The organism is Lysinibacillus sp. NPDC097214, from assembly GCF_050277945.1.
GTDB classification, from domain to species: Bacteria; Bacillota; Bacilli; order Bacillales_A; family Planococcaceae; genus Lysinibacillus; species Lysinibacillus xylanilyticus_B.
In genome coordinates this window covers 81,934-97,539 of the sequence record NZ_JBNNSS010000002.1, presented here as the reverse complement: position 1 = coordinate 97,539, position 15,606 = coordinate 81,934, and the positions used below count along the sequence as shown (strand labels likewise).

The following is a 15,606-nucleotide window of genomic DNA, read 5'->3' as shown; positions in this document are numbered from 1 at the left end:
CATTTTAATCCTTTAAAAAGTAGATGAATCGAAAAAAAGATGTTCACATTCTGAAGCTCGTCTTTCAAAATGAAAGAACACAAAAAAACCCTTTAGACAATTCATATCTAAAGGGGCAAAATATTTTTTATAAACAGTACAACTTTCTTTAATCTACATTTGCTGTTATTTATCATATTTAGTACAGCGTAGGGCATATCTATTCCTTTTTATTCAATAAAATGCCACGCGCGATCCCCATTGTAAATATTGTACTTAGTACAAATAGAAATACATAAGCATGCCACTGCTGTAAAATACGATCATGGCCTAATGCAACTGTTAAATCATTGAATAATGAATATGTAAAGTATAAGAGTATACTATTTTTGATGAGACAAAAGGTAATGATTCCATTTTGTCGCTGGATATGAGATAAGCTAGGCTTATTTTTGCGTAGGATCGGATAAGCTGCTTTCATCTCTAAGTAGTGTAAAAGTAAAAATAGCATTAAGGCAATGAAAGGTAAATAAAAGATGGCGATTTTCGGACCAAATTGCGCATGTTCACTCTTAAAGCTTTGCAAAACCGGTATAGAAGCGGGGAGCTTACTGTATTGAATGAGCGTTGCCGTAATGCCAGCTAAAAAAATAGTCGCGACAATAAGCGTTATCGATTTACAAAAGCGTGGTGTAGGCGTTTTTTGTTGTTCAAGCATTTGTTCACCTCATATTTCATCTTACATCATCAATTATGCCTCGGCATAATTGCGTCTGGAATCGGCTTTAACTTCTATTAGTGGATATTTGGATACCTGCTGAAAAGTAACTTAAACCTGCATTCATCTCACCGACTATAGAGGTTGGATAATTTTGTAGCTTACGTTTCACTTTCGCTGCAAGAAGTTAAGTAGCAGTCTGTTATACTGTATCATAAGAATACCATCATGTGTGTCATAGAAAGAAGGGTTAGATGGAATACTTGTTGTTTTTATTAATTGGAATCATTGGCAATGTCATTGGCACGTTAGTTGGAGGTGGCGGGTTAATAACATTACCGACTATGATGTTAGTAGGGGTACCAGTACATTCAGCGATCGGTGCGAATAAGGTTTCTAATATGGTCAGTGCTTTTTCAAGCTTTTACACAATTTATAAAAGAAAAGAAATAGTATGGTCAGAAATGCGTTCAGTATTACTTGTTTCTTTAGTAGGTGGTACACTTGGAGGTCTGTTTGCATCATTTATGAGCAGTCAAACATTAACGTTTATCGCCATAATTTTATTAGGCTTTGCCCTTGTTATGTCCTTTTTAGGTGGGGCTGAATTTGGAGAAAAAGAAAGCTTTACAATGAATCGTAAAAACGGTCCAATCCTACTTGGAGTTGGTTTTTATGATGGGATGTTCGGTCCTGGTAGTAGTACGCTGGCACTTTATACATATGCACATGAGAAAATCTCTTATATGAAAGCAGTAGGTCTGTCGCGTGTAGGTGTTTTTGCGATGTGCTCAGGAGCCGCGATTACGTATATTGCCACAGGTAAAATTGATTGGCCTTTGACAATTGTGCTAATGGTTGGTTCTGTAATTGGTGCGCAAATAGGAATTATCCTTGCAAGGAAGGTTAATGCAAATCAAGTAAAGCTATTGCTGCGTATTGTAACAATTGTGCTGATATTACAGCTCGGTTATGATTTTATCTTTATTCAGTAGAAGACATCCACTTATGAAGGTGATGAGATAAATGGAGATATAATATCTTTTCAGTGGGTATTCAAACATCTACTGTATAAAGATAAAGACTCCGGCGGATGTCACGGATTTTGAAGGGAATGAATTGTGCGAGCACAATTCAAAATCCAGACGCAATTACGCCAAGGTGAAATTGATAAAACAGATATAAGGAGGCGGTATACATGTTTGAAATCACACCATATCCATCTTTTTCGTGGTCACTGTCACGTCATAAAACGTTAACAAGCTGTGCACGAAAATATGGCTATGAATATTATTTTTCTCATAATGGCTGGCTAAGTTACAATGTCGAGCCATATCATCAACATGTCTATCGCTTAAAAAAACTTCAATCGATGCCGATTTTATTTGGGCAAATCGTCCATCATTTAATAGAGCAATCGATCAATGATTATTTACAAACTCGTGAGACTCCGACTGTTGCTGAATTAGTCAATCGTGCACGTGGCCAGCTCAATGCTGCTTTTATCGATTCTACACGTCATGTAGATTTATGGAGACATAAGCCAAATAAATTTTATATGATGCAAGAAATTTATTACGAAGGGCAGTTAAACCCTGAACTTGTACAGGACTATAAGGAGCGCATGACGGCTGTGTTTGACAACTTTCTTAATAGTGAGACGTTCCAGCAAGTTACCGCAAATAAAGGCTCGCTACGAATCGGTGAGCCTGAACAATTTCGTTCCATGAAAATCGAGGAGGTACAAGTTTTTGTCGTAATGGATTTTCATTATTTTGATGAGATGACAGACAAGTGGATTATTATCGACTGGAAAACAGGTGGAGAGTCCGATGATGATCGACAACAGTTAGCACTCTATGCTTACTATATTCAGCAGAAATATCGCGTATCTCTAGACCAGATTGATGTTTACAATGAATATTTATTGACGGGCAAACGAAAAAAATACACTTTTACAGCATTTGATATGGACAATATTTTACATACGTTCCAGCGAAGTGTGCTGGAAATGAAAAAATATCAGGCGGATATTTTCTCGAATGAACCTGTAGACTTTGAGGAATTTGAGCAAACCCTTGAAAAATGGCACTGTAAAGGGTGCAATTTTAAAGAATTATGTGCGCAGAATTAAATCTGAAAATGGAGCGAGTGACCAACAAAAAAGTCATCAAACTCGAAAGAACCAAAGAAAAACGAAAGCGCCGATAATTTTCGGTGCTTTTTTAATTATGTATAACGGGCTATAGGAAATATGAAACAAAGCTATTAGTAATATCGTTATTTAAATTAATCATACATGAGTTCAATACTCTCGTTTAGTTAAGGAGTGTGAAATGCATATTAAGTCATTTTTTAAATATTTATCTTATGTCCTTTATTTTTTAATAGTGTTTATCTTAACCTACTATATGCAATGGATAACTGTACTTTTTGTGGGCAGTATACGTTTTACAGCTGCAGATAGTTATCCAGGAGATTTAAGTCGTTTTTCTTTAGTCACAATGAGTTTCGTGTTTTCTATAATGCATTTTGTTGTATTAACAATATATATACTTCTTCATAATATACTGGTGTCTTTATTAAAAATTAGATTTCAATATAAGATTGCGTTGGTGATCAATACGGTTATTGCTGTCAGTTTAATTATTTACTTTATTAAAGTGTTTTTATATTGAGCCCTTAATTAAATACCTATCTTTATTAACATTTATAGTTCTATAAATACGGAGTACCATACTGTACAGTAAGAGCTATTTAACACAAATTAATACGGAGAAAGTAATATAATTTGTCATACATAAATAGAGGTGGCTTTTTATTATGCTCATATTTCTGGTCATTACAATCCATTATATAGATAGATGGGAGGTGTTGACTTATGGAGTATGAATATAAAGTGAAGTTTTACTATAACGAAGGTCATGAGGAAGAGTATAAAATCAAGAATAATATTGAACAAGAAACATTTACAGAAGAAATTTCTAATGGGTTCAATGAGAAACCTTGGTATTCATTTACTGAAACAGAACATTATAAAACGATTTTAATTAGTACAATAGATGTTTACAAAGTAGTAGTAGAAAAAAATGTTTTAGAATTTGATTAATCAAATTTATTTAGTCACATCTTTTAGCAAGGTGTGGCTTTTTATTATGCTTTGAAAGGATAAATAAATTTTAAGGGCGCGTTATAAAGACAGGATTAATTTACAAACTTGTGTAGAATCAATTCTGCCATAAAAGCGCATGAATAATAACTGTTTCAAAAATTTTTATACAAATGTTTGATACATGATAGCAATTAGAGATGCGATGTCATCATTGATTGCTTCAATGTCGATACGATTAGTTAAATTTGTGTTTGTATTATCTAAATTTCTAATTACAGCAATTTTTTCACCATTTAAAGTTAAGGTTCCAGAAGAGGTGTAATCTTTTTCAAATTGGTACACGTCCCCGTTGAGCATAAAAGATTGCACCTTTTCAATTAATTGCACACGATTTTGTGTAATTGAAACCTTATCCATTGTACTGCAGCTATAAAGTGTATAACGAACACCAGTAAATATGCAATCAATTTTGTATATTGGATGATTATCGATTGAAAAAGCATTATAGCAGTAGGGCATTCCATATCGTAGAAGCATATGAAATAGTTGTGTTAGGAAACGATGGCGATTTTTTTTGAGGATACTTATAACTTGATTGTCCTTGTTATAAATAGGAATACTTGTGTGATAGAAATCTGATTCTGGGATGCTATATGAATAAATCTGCAATGATGTCTCACCTCAATGATTTCTCTTAAGTAATTCGATTATTATCAATTTTAATATGTGTTGATATCCTTGTCCAAATAAGTTTTACGGTAATTAGTTACAATTTGTTTTTGAACTATGGTTCTGGTTTGTTCAGTAGTTACGAATGGATTTTGTGTTATAATAAAATACAGAATTTTACAATAAGAAATAAAGGAATGGTGGCATGTTGAAAATTTCAAGAAACCCAGAAACAGTACATAAACCAGTAGCACCGTACGTACATCAAATAGAGGTCACAGGGCCTCAAAAGTGGCTTACTTTGTCGGGTCAACTTGGATTGGAGGTAGATGGAACAGTACCTGAGAATCCATTAGAGCAATTACAGTTAGCTTTGGAGAATATAAAAAGAAACCTTGAGTCTGCCGAGATGCAAGTTGGAGATTTAACAAAATTGGTTTTTTATTTAGTTGGTGACTTTGAAGCAGAGCAAAGAAGAAAAATTATTGGCGATTTTTTAGGGGAACATCTCCCTTGTACGACAATGATTTATGTAGTAGCTCTGGCAGCACCAGTTTTTAAAGTAGAGGTGGATGCTTGGGCGTGTAAAGATATTTAAAATTATTGTTGCCTTAAGCACGCGGAACCTATATTCGATAAACAAAGAGAAAGAGGCAATGCAAAATTGATTATCACAAACAAAGAGAAAAATAATGATGTAAAAACCATGATAGGATTTATACTCATATTTTATTTTGTATGGACAATTAAAGAATTATGGTTAATCGACTACATATATTCGTATGGAGAAATAATATCTCCACTAATAGAAGCATTAGTTAAGGGCGTCGTATGGATTTTTCCAACTTGGTTATATATAAAATATTATTTACATAATAAGCCATTTGACTACTTAAGAATGAACGTTAATGTTATTAAAGGTTTATTTTGGGGAGTAATGCTCTCGCTATTAGTTGCTTTTTATTTTACTTTTCAAACGTATTTCATCAATCAGCAATCATTTCAATTTTCATTATCTCTTGATGACTACCTAAATAGTTTTATTATGGCGGGGATTGCTGAAGAAATTGTTTTTAGGGGTTTTATTTTACAAGAGCTAAATAAAAGATTAGCTTTTTGGAAAGCAAATATCATTACTGCTCTATTATTTTTAGTTGTACATTATCCAATTTGGATATACAATGATATAATTTTTCAATTTGGTTCTCATTTATATGTTTTTCTTTTGGGCTTACTTTTTGGATTTGTCTATAAAAAGACTGGTTCATTATGGGCTGTAATCTTACTACATGCCGTTCATAATTTTTTTGTTACTATTATTTAGTCATGAAAAAACTTGATTCAAAAAGAAAAACTGTTTAAATTTGGAATTATCACCTTGATTTCTCTTTTGCCTAAAACTAGTATTAAATAGAGGGAGGGATATTACTTGGCTAAGAAACAACAGATTCCATTTTTGAAAAGAGCTTGGGTATCTTCTATTGGTGTATTTGTATTGTCACAAATAATCTTTATTACATTAGAAGCAACAGGGTGGATTCCTAATTTTCGAGATTTTAGTGGAACGTTATTTGGAAGAATTACTGAATCTTCATTTTTCAGAGAGTGGTTTACCTTTTATGACACACAACATTTCAATTTATTTACTCTCTTTTTTGGCATTACCTTACTTGTGCCTGGAATATTAGGTGCGATAAAGAACGTTTTTTCACCAAGTCCACAAAAGTAAAGTCTTTAAAAGGCGGCCGTCAAAAGTTTCAAAGAAGATATAAAAGACCCGAATTGACGAATTTATAAATGTGCATTCTAAAATCGACATAAACATTAAAAGGTGCTGCTCTATAGTCAACAGGCTATAGCGACAGCACCTAGTTATTTATTAGTGGAAATATTTGTCGACACGTTGAATTACTTCGTCAGCAGAAAGACCATCAGCGTCAATTACAGGTCCTGCCATGACAGGATCGCTAATGCCCATGATATCTCTATCTTGCCCAGTGATTACACAAGCATCACATTTTTTTGCATCCTCTTCAGTACGAAGCTGAATAACTTCATAACCTTTTGCTTTTAAAGCGTCTTCAACGTTTGTTAATGATTGTTCTACACCAATTATTCTAGTCATTATTCTTCCACCTCCTATATGTAATGTGTCATATAGGATTGCTAATTATTCACTACATTCATTTTTTTGTTATACATAATAAAAAACGCGTCAAATTTGAATTGAATCTAAATCAAAGAATAAAATTTAATGTAAGGAGGGATCTTTTAAAAATGTGTTGATAAAATTCCACCACCAGAAATTATTGCTAATAAAAAAATTAGTCCGTTTTCTGTTTCACCTCAACGTGAAATTAACATTAATTTCAAGAAACCACCTATCGAGGGAATAGAAGTAGATAAATGGTTAAGCAGCGATGAAATTGAGGTAGTAAAAGTACAAGGTAATGTTTTTTCTGTACCGAAAGAAAAGGGGGCTTATATTTATAGTGTTTTCGGGAGATGGGCTAAAGGAAGTTCTTCTTATATTATTGCTATAGAAGTAAAATGAATACGATAAAAAGTGGCATATTATTATAAAAGACACATTGAAGTTAATTTCCAATGTGTCTTTTACATAATATAAATACGTAACTAAATGATCGATTGCATAAATTGAATAATTTGATCCTCTTGAATGGAATCAACAGCAACTTTATTTCGACTCATTTTTTGACATTTTGTACATTGATGGGTAAGTTGAAAGCCTTTTTTTCCAGTATAATCGACTCCAATTGGTCTCATCAAACCTTTACAAGTACTCGCTCTGTCTCCTGGAACATTATCCATATGTTTCGAAAATAAACAATTTGGACAATGATTTCTGAAACTGCCGTTGCTTAATGGTTCAACCATCGTACTACAATTTTCACATTGAAATGCTGTATTCTCATTTTTTCTACTCAATTGCTCTTCCTCCAAAATGTTATTTCAACATTGGAGGAAGGGTTCCGTTTTCTTTTTCTACAATAGCAGTATCAGGCTTTTATAGGGAATGTACGAATTCACCGTCTTGCTCTTCAAAACGATTACTTCTAGTACCTGCTTCACAAAGACTTTTTTCATCCTTTGATCCGGACCACGATTGATTTTATGCTTTTGTGTCAACCACTGTAAGACGGACCGCTCCATCTTCCACTAGTAGGTGTTCTCCTATAATCACTGACTTCGGCATTCGTCCCCTAACGAGCAATTGTTTTGAATAGATAAAGCGTCAATCTATCACCCCTTATTATATGGCAGTTATTGTGGAAGATAATCTTGACCGTTAATTGTTAATTTAGAAGCAGAGATTAGAATATCTCTATTTGCTTCAAAATATGGCTCTAAAATATTGTAAAACGCTTCCCATTTTTCTTCCAGCTTTGCTGAATCTTCTTTTCTATCTAGCTTTAAGATTTCTTCATAAAGTTGTTTTAATTGTTTGCTATCCGCTTTATTAACTTTGAATTCAAAGCTAGACATGTATTCTTCAAACGTTGGAGGTATTATGAATTGACTAAGAGTGTCATGGAATTTGCCCCAGATTTCACCAAATAAATCATAATTTTCTTCTCTTTGTGCTTTTCGTGCATCTTCATAAATATTTTTAAGTTTTGCTATAGTTTCAGCAGGGATATCTAATAAGTCGAAGCGTTCGATATATTCTTTAAATGTTGGAGTTGGATAAAGCTCATCAAGATATGGTTGGAGTATTTTGTTAAATCCTTTCATTTTTTCCTTAGCCTTTTCCTCTTGACCATCTTTTTCTAACTTTACCCATTCTTCATAAATAGCTTTAAGCTCTTTTTTATCATTTTCTGCAATAACAATATTGTTCTCACTAAATCCGTAGTCTTCTAGAAACTCTTCAAAAGGTTGGGGCTGCCAATTAGCTAAATAATATGGCTTCGTGATTTTATTCATTTCTTCATAAATTTTATTCATTTCTTCAAATTTCTTTTCAGCTTCGTCCATCTTTTTATTTGTTATCGCATTTGAAGCTTCTTTTTCTAGCTTCTTCACTTCACTAAACATTTTTTCTAATTTTGTTAACTCTTCATTTGGTACATTTTTAGGCAAGTCTTTTTTATAAACTTCGAAAGTGTAGAAGTCTGCATAATTCTCGACTACTCCGCCTTCAACTGTGATTTCCTGTCCTTCTACTAAGTTCAATTGTTCTAGTTGCTCGTCAGTAAATTTAAAGAAGCTGATATAGTAGTTTTTACCATCTCTACCTTTTAGCTCAACCCCTAATCCGTTAAGGCTTGTAATCGTTCCTGTAATTTGTTGTTCGATTTGAACAGTAACATCATTTGTTGGTTGCACTGAAGTAGCTCCTGCTTGAAGTGGCGTTAGAACGGCCATTCCTATTGTTAGTGCTGAAGCAATCATCCAAGATTTTTTAATCGGTTTTTTCATGAACATATCTCCCTTTTTTTTACTCAGGAACTTTTAGTTTCCAATATTTAGACGAATTACCAAATAAAAAGGTTCTTCATTTTTTGAAAAAGTTAAAAAGCTTCTAACATTCCATGTTAAGTGAATTGAAGATAGTGTTTTTTCTGCGCCAAAAGAGAAAGGGGATATTTATCATATTTATGGAAGGGGGCTAAAGGAAGTTCTTCTTATACTTTTGCTATAGAAGTTAGATGATTATACTGCGGGAAAGACTTTGAATAAAACCCAAAAAAATTTTTGTGGAATCAACAAAAAAGGGGAATCCCAACAGTCATTTTAATGATTGTTGAGACACCCGATTCTTTTACTTATTGTGGTAGGTATTCTTGGCCGTTAATTGATAGTTTAGAAGCAGAAATTAGAATATCTCTATTTGCTTCAAAATATGGCTCTAAAATATTGTGAAATGCTTCCCATTTTTCTTCCAACTTTGCTGAATCTTCTTTGTTATCTAGCTTTAAGATTTCATCATAAAGTTGTTTTAATTGTTTGTTATCAGCTTTATTAACTTTGAATTCAAAGTTAGACATATATTCTTCAAACGTTGGAGGTATTATGAATTGATCAAGGGTGTCATAAAATTCCTCCCATAGTTTACTAAGCAATTCAGAATTGTCATCTTTTTCTGCTTTTCGAACATCTTCATAAATAGTTTTTAGTTTTGCTAAATCTTCAGCTGAGATATCTAAATTAAAGCCTTCGATGTATTCTTCAAATGTTTCAGGTGGATAAAGTTCATCAAGATATGGTTGAAGTATTTTATTAAATGCTTTCATTTTTTCCGTAGACTTTTCCTCTTGACCATCTTTTTCAAGCTTTACCCATTCTTCATAAATAGCTTTAAGCTCTTTTTTATCATTTTCTGCAATAACTATATTGTTTTCACTAAATCCGTATTCTTCTAGCAACTCTTCAAATGGTTGAGGCTGCCAATTAGCTACATAATATGGCTTCGTGATTTTATGCATTTCTTCATAAATTTTATTCATTTCCTCAAATTTCTTGTCTAGCTCTGCTTCTGTCATATCATTGTACAATTCTTTTTCTAACTTCTTCATTTCATTAAACATTTTTTCTAATTTTGATAAATCTTCATTTGTTACTTCTTTAGGCAAGTACTTTTTATACACTTCAAAAGTGTAGAAGTCTGAATAATCCTCTGCTACACCACCTTCAACTGTGATTTCCTGTCCTTCTACTAAGTTCATTTGCTCTAGTTGTTCTTCAGAAAATTTCCAGAAACTGATGTAGTAGTTTTTACCGTCTCTACCTTTTAAGTTAATCCCGTCTCCGTTGATGCTTTTAATCGTTCCTGTAATTTGTTGTTCGATTTGAACAGTAACATCAGTTGTTGGTTCTACTGAAGTAGCTCCTGCTTGTAGCGGTGTTAGAACGGCCATTCCTATTGTTAGTGCTGAAGCAATCATCCAAGATTTTTTAATCGGTGTTTTCATGATCATTTCTCCCTTTTTTACTCTGGAACTTATTGTTTCCAATATTTAGACGAATTACCAAATGGAAAGGTTCATCATTTTTTTAAAAAGTTTAAAACTTTAAAACATTCCATCTAAGTGCTTAAATAGTTGTATAACAATAAATTTGAGCAGCAGTCTAGTTTTAGGAAAGAAACTAATTCTATATGATCTATTGATCTTGTATTCCAATTTGATAGGTGGTGCGAACTTGGGAATCGCTGAAGTATTAACAATTGTCTTTGTAGTATTAAAACTAACAGGTGTTATTGCATGGTCTTGGTGGTTAGTTCTTTTGCCAGCGATCATATCTTTTAGTATTTACGCATTCATTTTGGTGATGAAATTAGTAATGGTTTTAATAGCCGTAGTGGCAGTGAAAAAACGTAGTTGAGGAGCTAAATAAAGGGGGGCATACTAATGATTCATGCAGTGATTTTTGATTTAGATGGAACATTGTTAGATCGTGATAGTTCTGTTCACTCATTTATAGATCAGCAATACGAGCGCTTAAAGCCACATCTATCACATATTTTAAAAGAGACTTATGTTCGTCGCTTTATTGAACTCGATAATCATGGATATGTATGGAAAGATAAAGTCTATCAGCAGTTAATCGAAGAGTTTTCTATTAAGTTGTTTTCGGAAGAGATGTTAGAGGACTACTTACAGGAATTTAAAAATCACTGTGTTCCATTTGAAAATTTGCATAGCATGTTGCACAATTTGAAAAAACAAGGCTTAAAATTGGGTATGATAACGAATGGATATGGTCAATTTCAACTAGATAATATACGAGCGCTAGGAATTGAACATGATTTTGAAGTGATTCTTATCTCTGAATGGGAGGGTATCAAAAAGCCGAATGCAGAAATATTTGATCGAGCATTATCGAAACTAGGCGTATCCGCTAATGATAGTCTGTACGTAGGGGATCATCCTTTTAATGATGTAGAAGCCGCTAAAAAAGTAGGAATGATGGCTATTTGGAAACGAAATGATGCATGGCAAAATGTTGAAGCGGATTACTTCATTGATAATTTAATAGAAATTCAAGAAGTTTTAAAGGCTTTGCAAAAGACTTGAAAAGACTAATAATCCATATACCATCTGAAAGAGTTGTTAAAAAAAATAGGGAAGGCCAGTGATTTATAAGTGTTATAGACTGGCCTTTTTTGTCATTAACCTATTTAACTACAAGGAATTTTATGAGGATAGAAAACCTCCACTTATTAAAGCTAAGTTACATTTTTCATTGCTTCGCTATCATGTTTATATTTAAAAATTATCGCGAAGGCTATTGCAAGAACGAGCGTATAAGCTCCAAAAACCAACCAAATATTTTGCCAGTTTCTTACGCCATCTACAGTGAAATAATCCACTACATTTCCACTAATAATAGCCCCTGCATAGGCGCCAACTCCATTTACCATTGTGCTAAATAAGCCTTGAGCGCTTGCGCGAATTCGATGATCCACTTCTTTTTCTACAAAAATGGCTCCCGAAATATTAAAGAAATCAAAGGCACAACCGTAAACAATCATAGATAGTATTAACAAGAGGAATCCGACACCTGCTGGATTACCGAAACCGAAGAATAGAAAACGTAAAGTCCAGGCCAGCATGCTGATTAGTATAACTTTCTTTATTCCAAATCTACGTAAGAAGAATGGGATGGTTAGAATAAAGAAGACTTCTGACATTTGCGACACGGATAATAAAATCGCTGGATATTTAACGGCAATGCTGTCTTTATAGTCAGGGTTTAACGCAAAGTCATGTAAAAATGGATTGCCGAATGTATTCGTAATTTGTAATGCAGCACCTAAAAGCATTGCAAAAAGGAAAAACAAAGCCATCTTCTTTTGTTTAAAAAGGACAAAAGCATCTAATCCTAAAAGACTTATCAAAGACTTGTCCTTTTTCATATTTGATGTTGGGCAGTTAGGAAGTGTAAACGAATACAGTGCAAGCAACACCGAAGCACCCCCAGCTATGTATAGCTGAATGTTGCTCAATTCGATTTTCGCAAGACTAATAATCCACATGGCAAGAATAAAACCAATTGTTCCGAAAACACGAATAGGCGGGAAGTCCTTTACTATATCAAGCCCTTTGCTTTCTAAGGAAACATAAGAAATCGTATTAGATAAAGCAAGCGTTGGCATATAAACTAGTGAGTTAAAAAACATGACCCAAAACATAATAGAAGGATCAGAAATTTGAGCAGCAGTAAATAATGCAATCGCGCCAAGGAAATGTAAAATACCAAATAAAATATTAGCTTTTACCCAACGATCGGCGATAATACCAATTAGACTCGGCATAAGGATTGCAGCAAGACCTTTTGAACTATAAACGACGCCAACTTGCGCGCCAGTAAACTCCAACGTATTGATCATGTAAGAGCCGAGTGTAACAAGCCAAGAACCCCAAATAAAAAACTGAAGAAAAATCATTACTCTAAGACGTGATTTAATTCCCATTTTTTTACCCCCTGATTATGGTGATGAAGCCCAATGATGTTTTGAATGCAATTGAATACTGTGCTTTCGTTAACTTCTTATAATTTAGATAAAAAGGGTGCATAAAAAGTGCTCATCACCATATTGTGGGTTTGATTTCCGTTCGGCTGGGCGTCATATGAGCCGCTTCAATTGCTCTCTAGGACCTGTGACGCTGTGCTCTCAGAATTAACCAGCTTTCACTGCAATCAACTTTTATTCATGACATACGTTTTAATTTTTGGTGATGAACCATAAATAAAGAGGATTTACATTCTTGCAACTGTTTCTTTTACTAGTTTGATAAATTTATCTCTAACTAAAGCTGCCACTTCAATGACTTCATCATGACTTAATGGTTGATCTAAAATGCCACAGGCCATATTCGTTAAGCAGGAAATGCCAAGCACTTTCATGTTTCCATGAATTGCTACAATTGCTTCCGGCACTGTCGACATCCCTACAGCATCTGCCCCGAGAGTACGAATCATGCGAATTTCTGCTGGAGTTTCGTATGCTGGTCCACTCCACCAAGCATAAACACCTTCTTGTAAATGAATGTTTTGCTCTTTAGCTACCGTAGAAGCAATATTACGTAAATCAAGATTGTATACTTGAGAAACATCAGGGAAACGAGTGCCCAATTCATCATTATTCGGTCCAATTAATGGATTTGTTCCGACTAAATTAATATGATCAGTAATTAACATTAAATCACCTGGGGAGAAGCTTGTATTAATGGCACCACAGGCATTCGTAATAATTAGATTTTCTACTCCTAGCGCTTTCATTACACGTACTGGAAAAGTGACTTCATCTAAAGTGAAACCTTCATAATAATGGAAACGACCTTTCATAGCCACGACTGTCTGTCCCATTAATTCTCCGATTATTAATTCGTTCGCATGACCGACTGCTCCCGATTTTGCAAAGTGAGGAATGTCACTATAAGGGATTATGAAAGGGTTTACAATTTCATCTGCAAGAGCTCCTAACCCCGAACCTAAAATCAAACCGATTGTTGGACGGTGGTCAGTTTTACTCATGATAAAATCTTTAGTTTCCGAAATATTCTGCGAATTATGCATTTAATATTCCTCCTTAAATATTCTTTTCAATAAATTGTTTTTCCATTTCAAATAACAATCTATTAAAAACAGTGTAATCGATAATATAGTTAATGTAAATAACTTAAAATCATTTTGAAAAAAAGTGTGCACTAAATGACTGATGAACAAAAGGTTAACCATCGATATGTATATCTCTTTTTGTATATAATGAAAAAAGATTAGTTTATCCAACTTCTTCTTTCATAAGAAATCGTATAAAATAAGGGTAATCTATTAAGTCATTTTTTGGAGGAGTATATGTTAAAGCAATTTGAGGGATTAACATCACCGAAAACAAAAAGTCTAAAACTTTTATATAGCTTAGTTCGTAAATTAGGGCCAGTTCGGATCAATACACTTACCGAACTAACTGGATACAAACACGTAACGTGTGCGCGATTATTAGATGAGCTTGTGCAGGAGGGGCTTATATACGATAGTGGCACTGGAGAGTCGAGTGGTGGGCGTAAACCATTAATGTACGTCATCAATCCTGATAAGTATTGTTTGATAGGAGTAGAAATAACGAGTTTATATACAACAGTGTTACTCCTAGATTTAAAATTAAATATTATAGATGTTGCAAAATTAAAGATGGAATTACAGTGTACGGGGGAGTACACGTTGAATTTTGTCACGAGATGCGTTAATGAGTTATTGGCTAAACACAACATCCAAAAAGATAAACTTCTAGGAATTGGAGTTGGGGTCATTGATTCAATCGACGAAGAGAGTGGAGCCATCATCAATTCTCATTTGTTCCCAGCAGGAGGGTGGGATCATCTAAATATTGTCGACTATTTACAACAACAAAATGATACCCATGTATTTTTAGATAATGGAACCAATTTAGCAGCATTAGCTGAATACCGTAATCACTATTGGAATAAAACCGATAATTTAATTTTTGTCTCAAGTGATATGGGGATTCGCTGCGGTACTATTTTACAAGGTAGATTGGTAAGTAATAAAAACGAAATGGCAGATGCTTTTGGACATGTTATAGTGGATGTACATGGCAGACTTTGTTCGTGTGGAGCATACGGCTGTCTACAAGCATATAGCAGCTTGCCAGCCATTCGTAATGAAGTAGTACGGCAATTGAAGCGTGGTCATTTTTCATTTCTTCAAGAAAAGGTTGATGATGTAGAAGATATCGATTTTCACCATATTTTAAATGCCCTAGAGCAGGAAGATCCACTTTGTTTAGAGGTAGTGAGGGATGCAGCCTATTATTTTGGCATCGGCCTCAGTAATTTAATTTTCCTAATGCGTCCAAATATTGTCATCTGTGGAGGAACCTTAGTACCAAAACCGCTGTTCTACGAAGTAGCTTCTGAAACAGCACAAAATCGACTAATGCACTATCCTACAAGCAATGTCCAGATTATGAAATCAACTACAGCATACAATATCGTTGCTCAAGGAGCCGGCTGTATGGTATTAGATTATTTCACTGAAGAGCTTCTGCCATGAATAATGGCGATGCTAATTACCTTTTATGATTCACATAAATAGAAAGAAAACTGACCGTATAGCGAAATGGTCAGCTTTTCTTTCT

17 protein-coding genes are annotated in these 15,606 nt (G+C 34.0%); 9 read left to right on the top strand and 8 right to left on the bottom strand.

Going from position 1 to position 15,606, the window contains the following annotated elements:
• Window positions 1–199: 199 nt before the first annotated feature.
• Window positions 200–697, bottom strand: a complete 498-nt coding sequence (locus ACQKMI_RS04285; RefSeq protein WP_427487456.1) for a DUF1648 domain-containing protein — start codon at window positions 695–697, stop codon at window positions 200–202.
• A gap of 254 nt (window positions 698–951) precedes the next feature.
• On the opposite strand from ACQKMI_RS04285, the gene ACQKMI_RS04280 reads away from it, so the two are divergent.
• From ACQKMI_RS04280 to ACQKMI_RS04270, 3 genes are all read left to right on the top strand, one after another.
• On the top strand, window positions 952–1,692 hold the full coding sequence (locus ACQKMI_RS04280; RefSeq protein ID WP_427487455.1) for a sulfite exporter TauE/SafE family protein: 741 nt from the start codon (window positions 952–954) through the stop codon (window positions 1,690–1,692).
• A 203-nt stretch (window positions 1,693–1,895) separates the two neighbouring features.
• Entirely contained in the window at window positions 1,896–2,831 is a 936-nt protein-coding gene (locus ACQKMI_RS04275; protein ID WP_427487454.1) for a PD-(D/E)XK nuclease family protein, read from the top strand.
• Between the two features lie 747 nt (window positions 2,832–3,578).
• The gene (locus ACQKMI_RS04270) at window positions 3,579–3,806 is read left to right on the top strand and encodes a hypothetical protein (RefSeq protein ID WP_427487453.1); all 228 of its coding nucleotides are present in this window, start codon (window positions 3,579–3,581) and stop codon (window positions 3,804–3,806) included.
• A gap of 165 nt (window positions 3,807–3,971) precedes the next feature.
• On the opposite strand, the gene ACQKMI_RS04265 is transcribed toward ACQKMI_RS04270, so the two are convergent.
• A complete protein-coding gene (locus ACQKMI_RS04265) occupies window positions 3,972–4,478 on the bottom strand; it encodes a tubby C-terminal domain-like protein (RefSeq protein WP_427487452.1) in 507 nt (168 codons plus the stop codon).
• A gap of 208 nt (window positions 4,479–4,686) precedes the next feature.
• Here ACQKMI_RS04265 and ACQKMI_RS04260 point away from each other — a divergent pair, with 208 nt between their 5' ends.
• The 3 genes from ACQKMI_RS04260 to ACQKMI_RS04250 all read left to right on the top strand — a co-directional run bounded on the left by ACQKMI_RS04260 (window position 4,687) and on the right by ACQKMI_RS04250 (window position 6,207).
• On the top strand, window positions 4,687–5,076 hold the full coding sequence (locus ACQKMI_RS04260) for a RidA family protein (RefSeq protein WP_427487451.1): 390 nt from the start codon (window positions 4,687–4,689) through the stop codon (window positions 5,074–5,076).
• Between the two features lie 66 nt (window positions 5,077–5,142).
• Window positions 5,143–5,802 (top strand): CPBP family intramembrane glutamic endopeptidase, encoded by a 660-nt coding sequence (locus ACQKMI_RS04255; protein WP_427487450.1) that lies wholly within the window; start codon window positions 5,143–5,145, stop codon window positions 5,800–5,802.
• 105 nt (window positions 5,803–5,907) lie between these two features.
• Entirely contained in the window at window positions 5,908–6,207 is a 300-nt protein-coding gene (locus ACQKMI_RS04250) for a YfzA family protein (protein ID WP_427487449.1), read from the top strand.
• A 150-nt stretch (window positions 6,208–6,357) separates the two neighbouring features.
• Here ACQKMI_RS04250 and ACQKMI_RS04245 read toward each other — a convergent pair whose 3' ends face one another.
• From ACQKMI_RS04245 to ACQKMI_RS04230, 4 genes are all read right to left on the bottom strand, one after another.
• Window positions 6,358–6,603 (bottom strand): YkuS family protein, encoded by a 246-nt coding sequence (locus ACQKMI_RS04245; RefSeq protein WP_079560313.1) that lies wholly within the window; start codon window positions 6,601–6,603, stop codon window positions 6,358–6,360.
• Window positions 6,604–7,115: 512 nt separating this feature from the next.
• The gene (locus ACQKMI_RS04240; protein WP_427487448.1) at window positions 7,116–7,427 is read right to left on the bottom strand and encodes an RNHCP domain-containing protein; all 312 of its coding nucleotides are present in this window, start codon (window positions 7,425–7,427) and stop codon (window positions 7,116–7,118) included.
• A gap of 336 nt (window positions 7,428–7,763) precedes the next feature.
• Window positions 7,764–8,921 carry a hypothetical protein gene (locus ACQKMI_RS04235; protein ID WP_427487447.1) on the bottom strand — a complete coding sequence of 386 codons (1,158 nt, stop codon included), beginning with the start codon at window positions 8,919–8,921 and terminating at the stop codon, window positions 7,764–7,766.
• 347 nt (window positions 8,922–9,268) lie between these two features.
• Window positions 9,269–10,414, bottom strand: coding sequence for a hypothetical protein (locus tag ACQKMI_RS04230; RefSeq protein ID WP_427487446.1), 1,146 nt, complete (start codon window positions 10,412–10,414; stop codon window positions 9,269–9,271).
• 229 nt (window positions 10,415–10,643) lie between these two features.
• Here ACQKMI_RS04230 and ACQKMI_RS04225 point away from each other — a divergent pair, with 229 nt between their 5' ends.
• Entirely contained in the window at window positions 10,644–10,826 is a 183-nt protein-coding gene (locus ACQKMI_RS04225) for a transmembrane Fragile-X-F protein (protein ID WP_427487445.1), read from the top strand.
• A 26-nt stretch (window positions 10,827–10,852) separates the two neighbouring features.
• On the top strand, window positions 10,853–11,518 hold the full coding sequence (locus ACQKMI_RS04220; protein ID WP_427487444.1) for an HAD family hydrolase: 666 nt from the start codon (window positions 10,853–10,855) through the stop codon (window positions 11,516–11,518).
• Between the two features lie 152 nt (window positions 11,519–11,670).
• Here the strand turns inward: ACQKMI_RS04220 and ACQKMI_RS04215 are convergent, their stop codons facing one another.
• Both ACQKMI_RS04215 and ACQKMI_RS04210 read right to left on the bottom strand, forming a co-directional pair.
• Entirely contained in the window at window positions 11,671–12,918 is a 1,248-nt protein-coding gene (locus ACQKMI_RS04215) for a nucleoside permease (RefSeq protein ID WP_427487443.1), read from the bottom strand.
• A gap of 287 nt (window positions 12,919–13,205) precedes the next feature.
• Window positions 13,206–14,024 (bottom strand): purine-nucleoside phosphorylase, encoded by an 819-nt coding sequence (locus ACQKMI_RS04210; RefSeq protein WP_427487442.1) that lies wholly within the window; start codon window positions 14,022–14,024, stop codon window positions 13,206–13,208.
• Window positions 14,025–14,303: 279 nt separating this feature from the next.
• Between ACQKMI_RS04210 and ACQKMI_RS04205 the strand changes: the two genes are divergently transcribed.
• Window positions 14,304–15,521: an ROK family protein gene (locus tag ACQKMI_RS04205; RefSeq protein ID WP_427487441.1), complete on the top strand. Its 1,218-nt coding sequence runs from the start codon at window positions 14,304–14,306 to the stop codon at window positions 15,519–15,521.
• Window positions 15,522–15,606 lie beyond the last annotated feature (85 nt).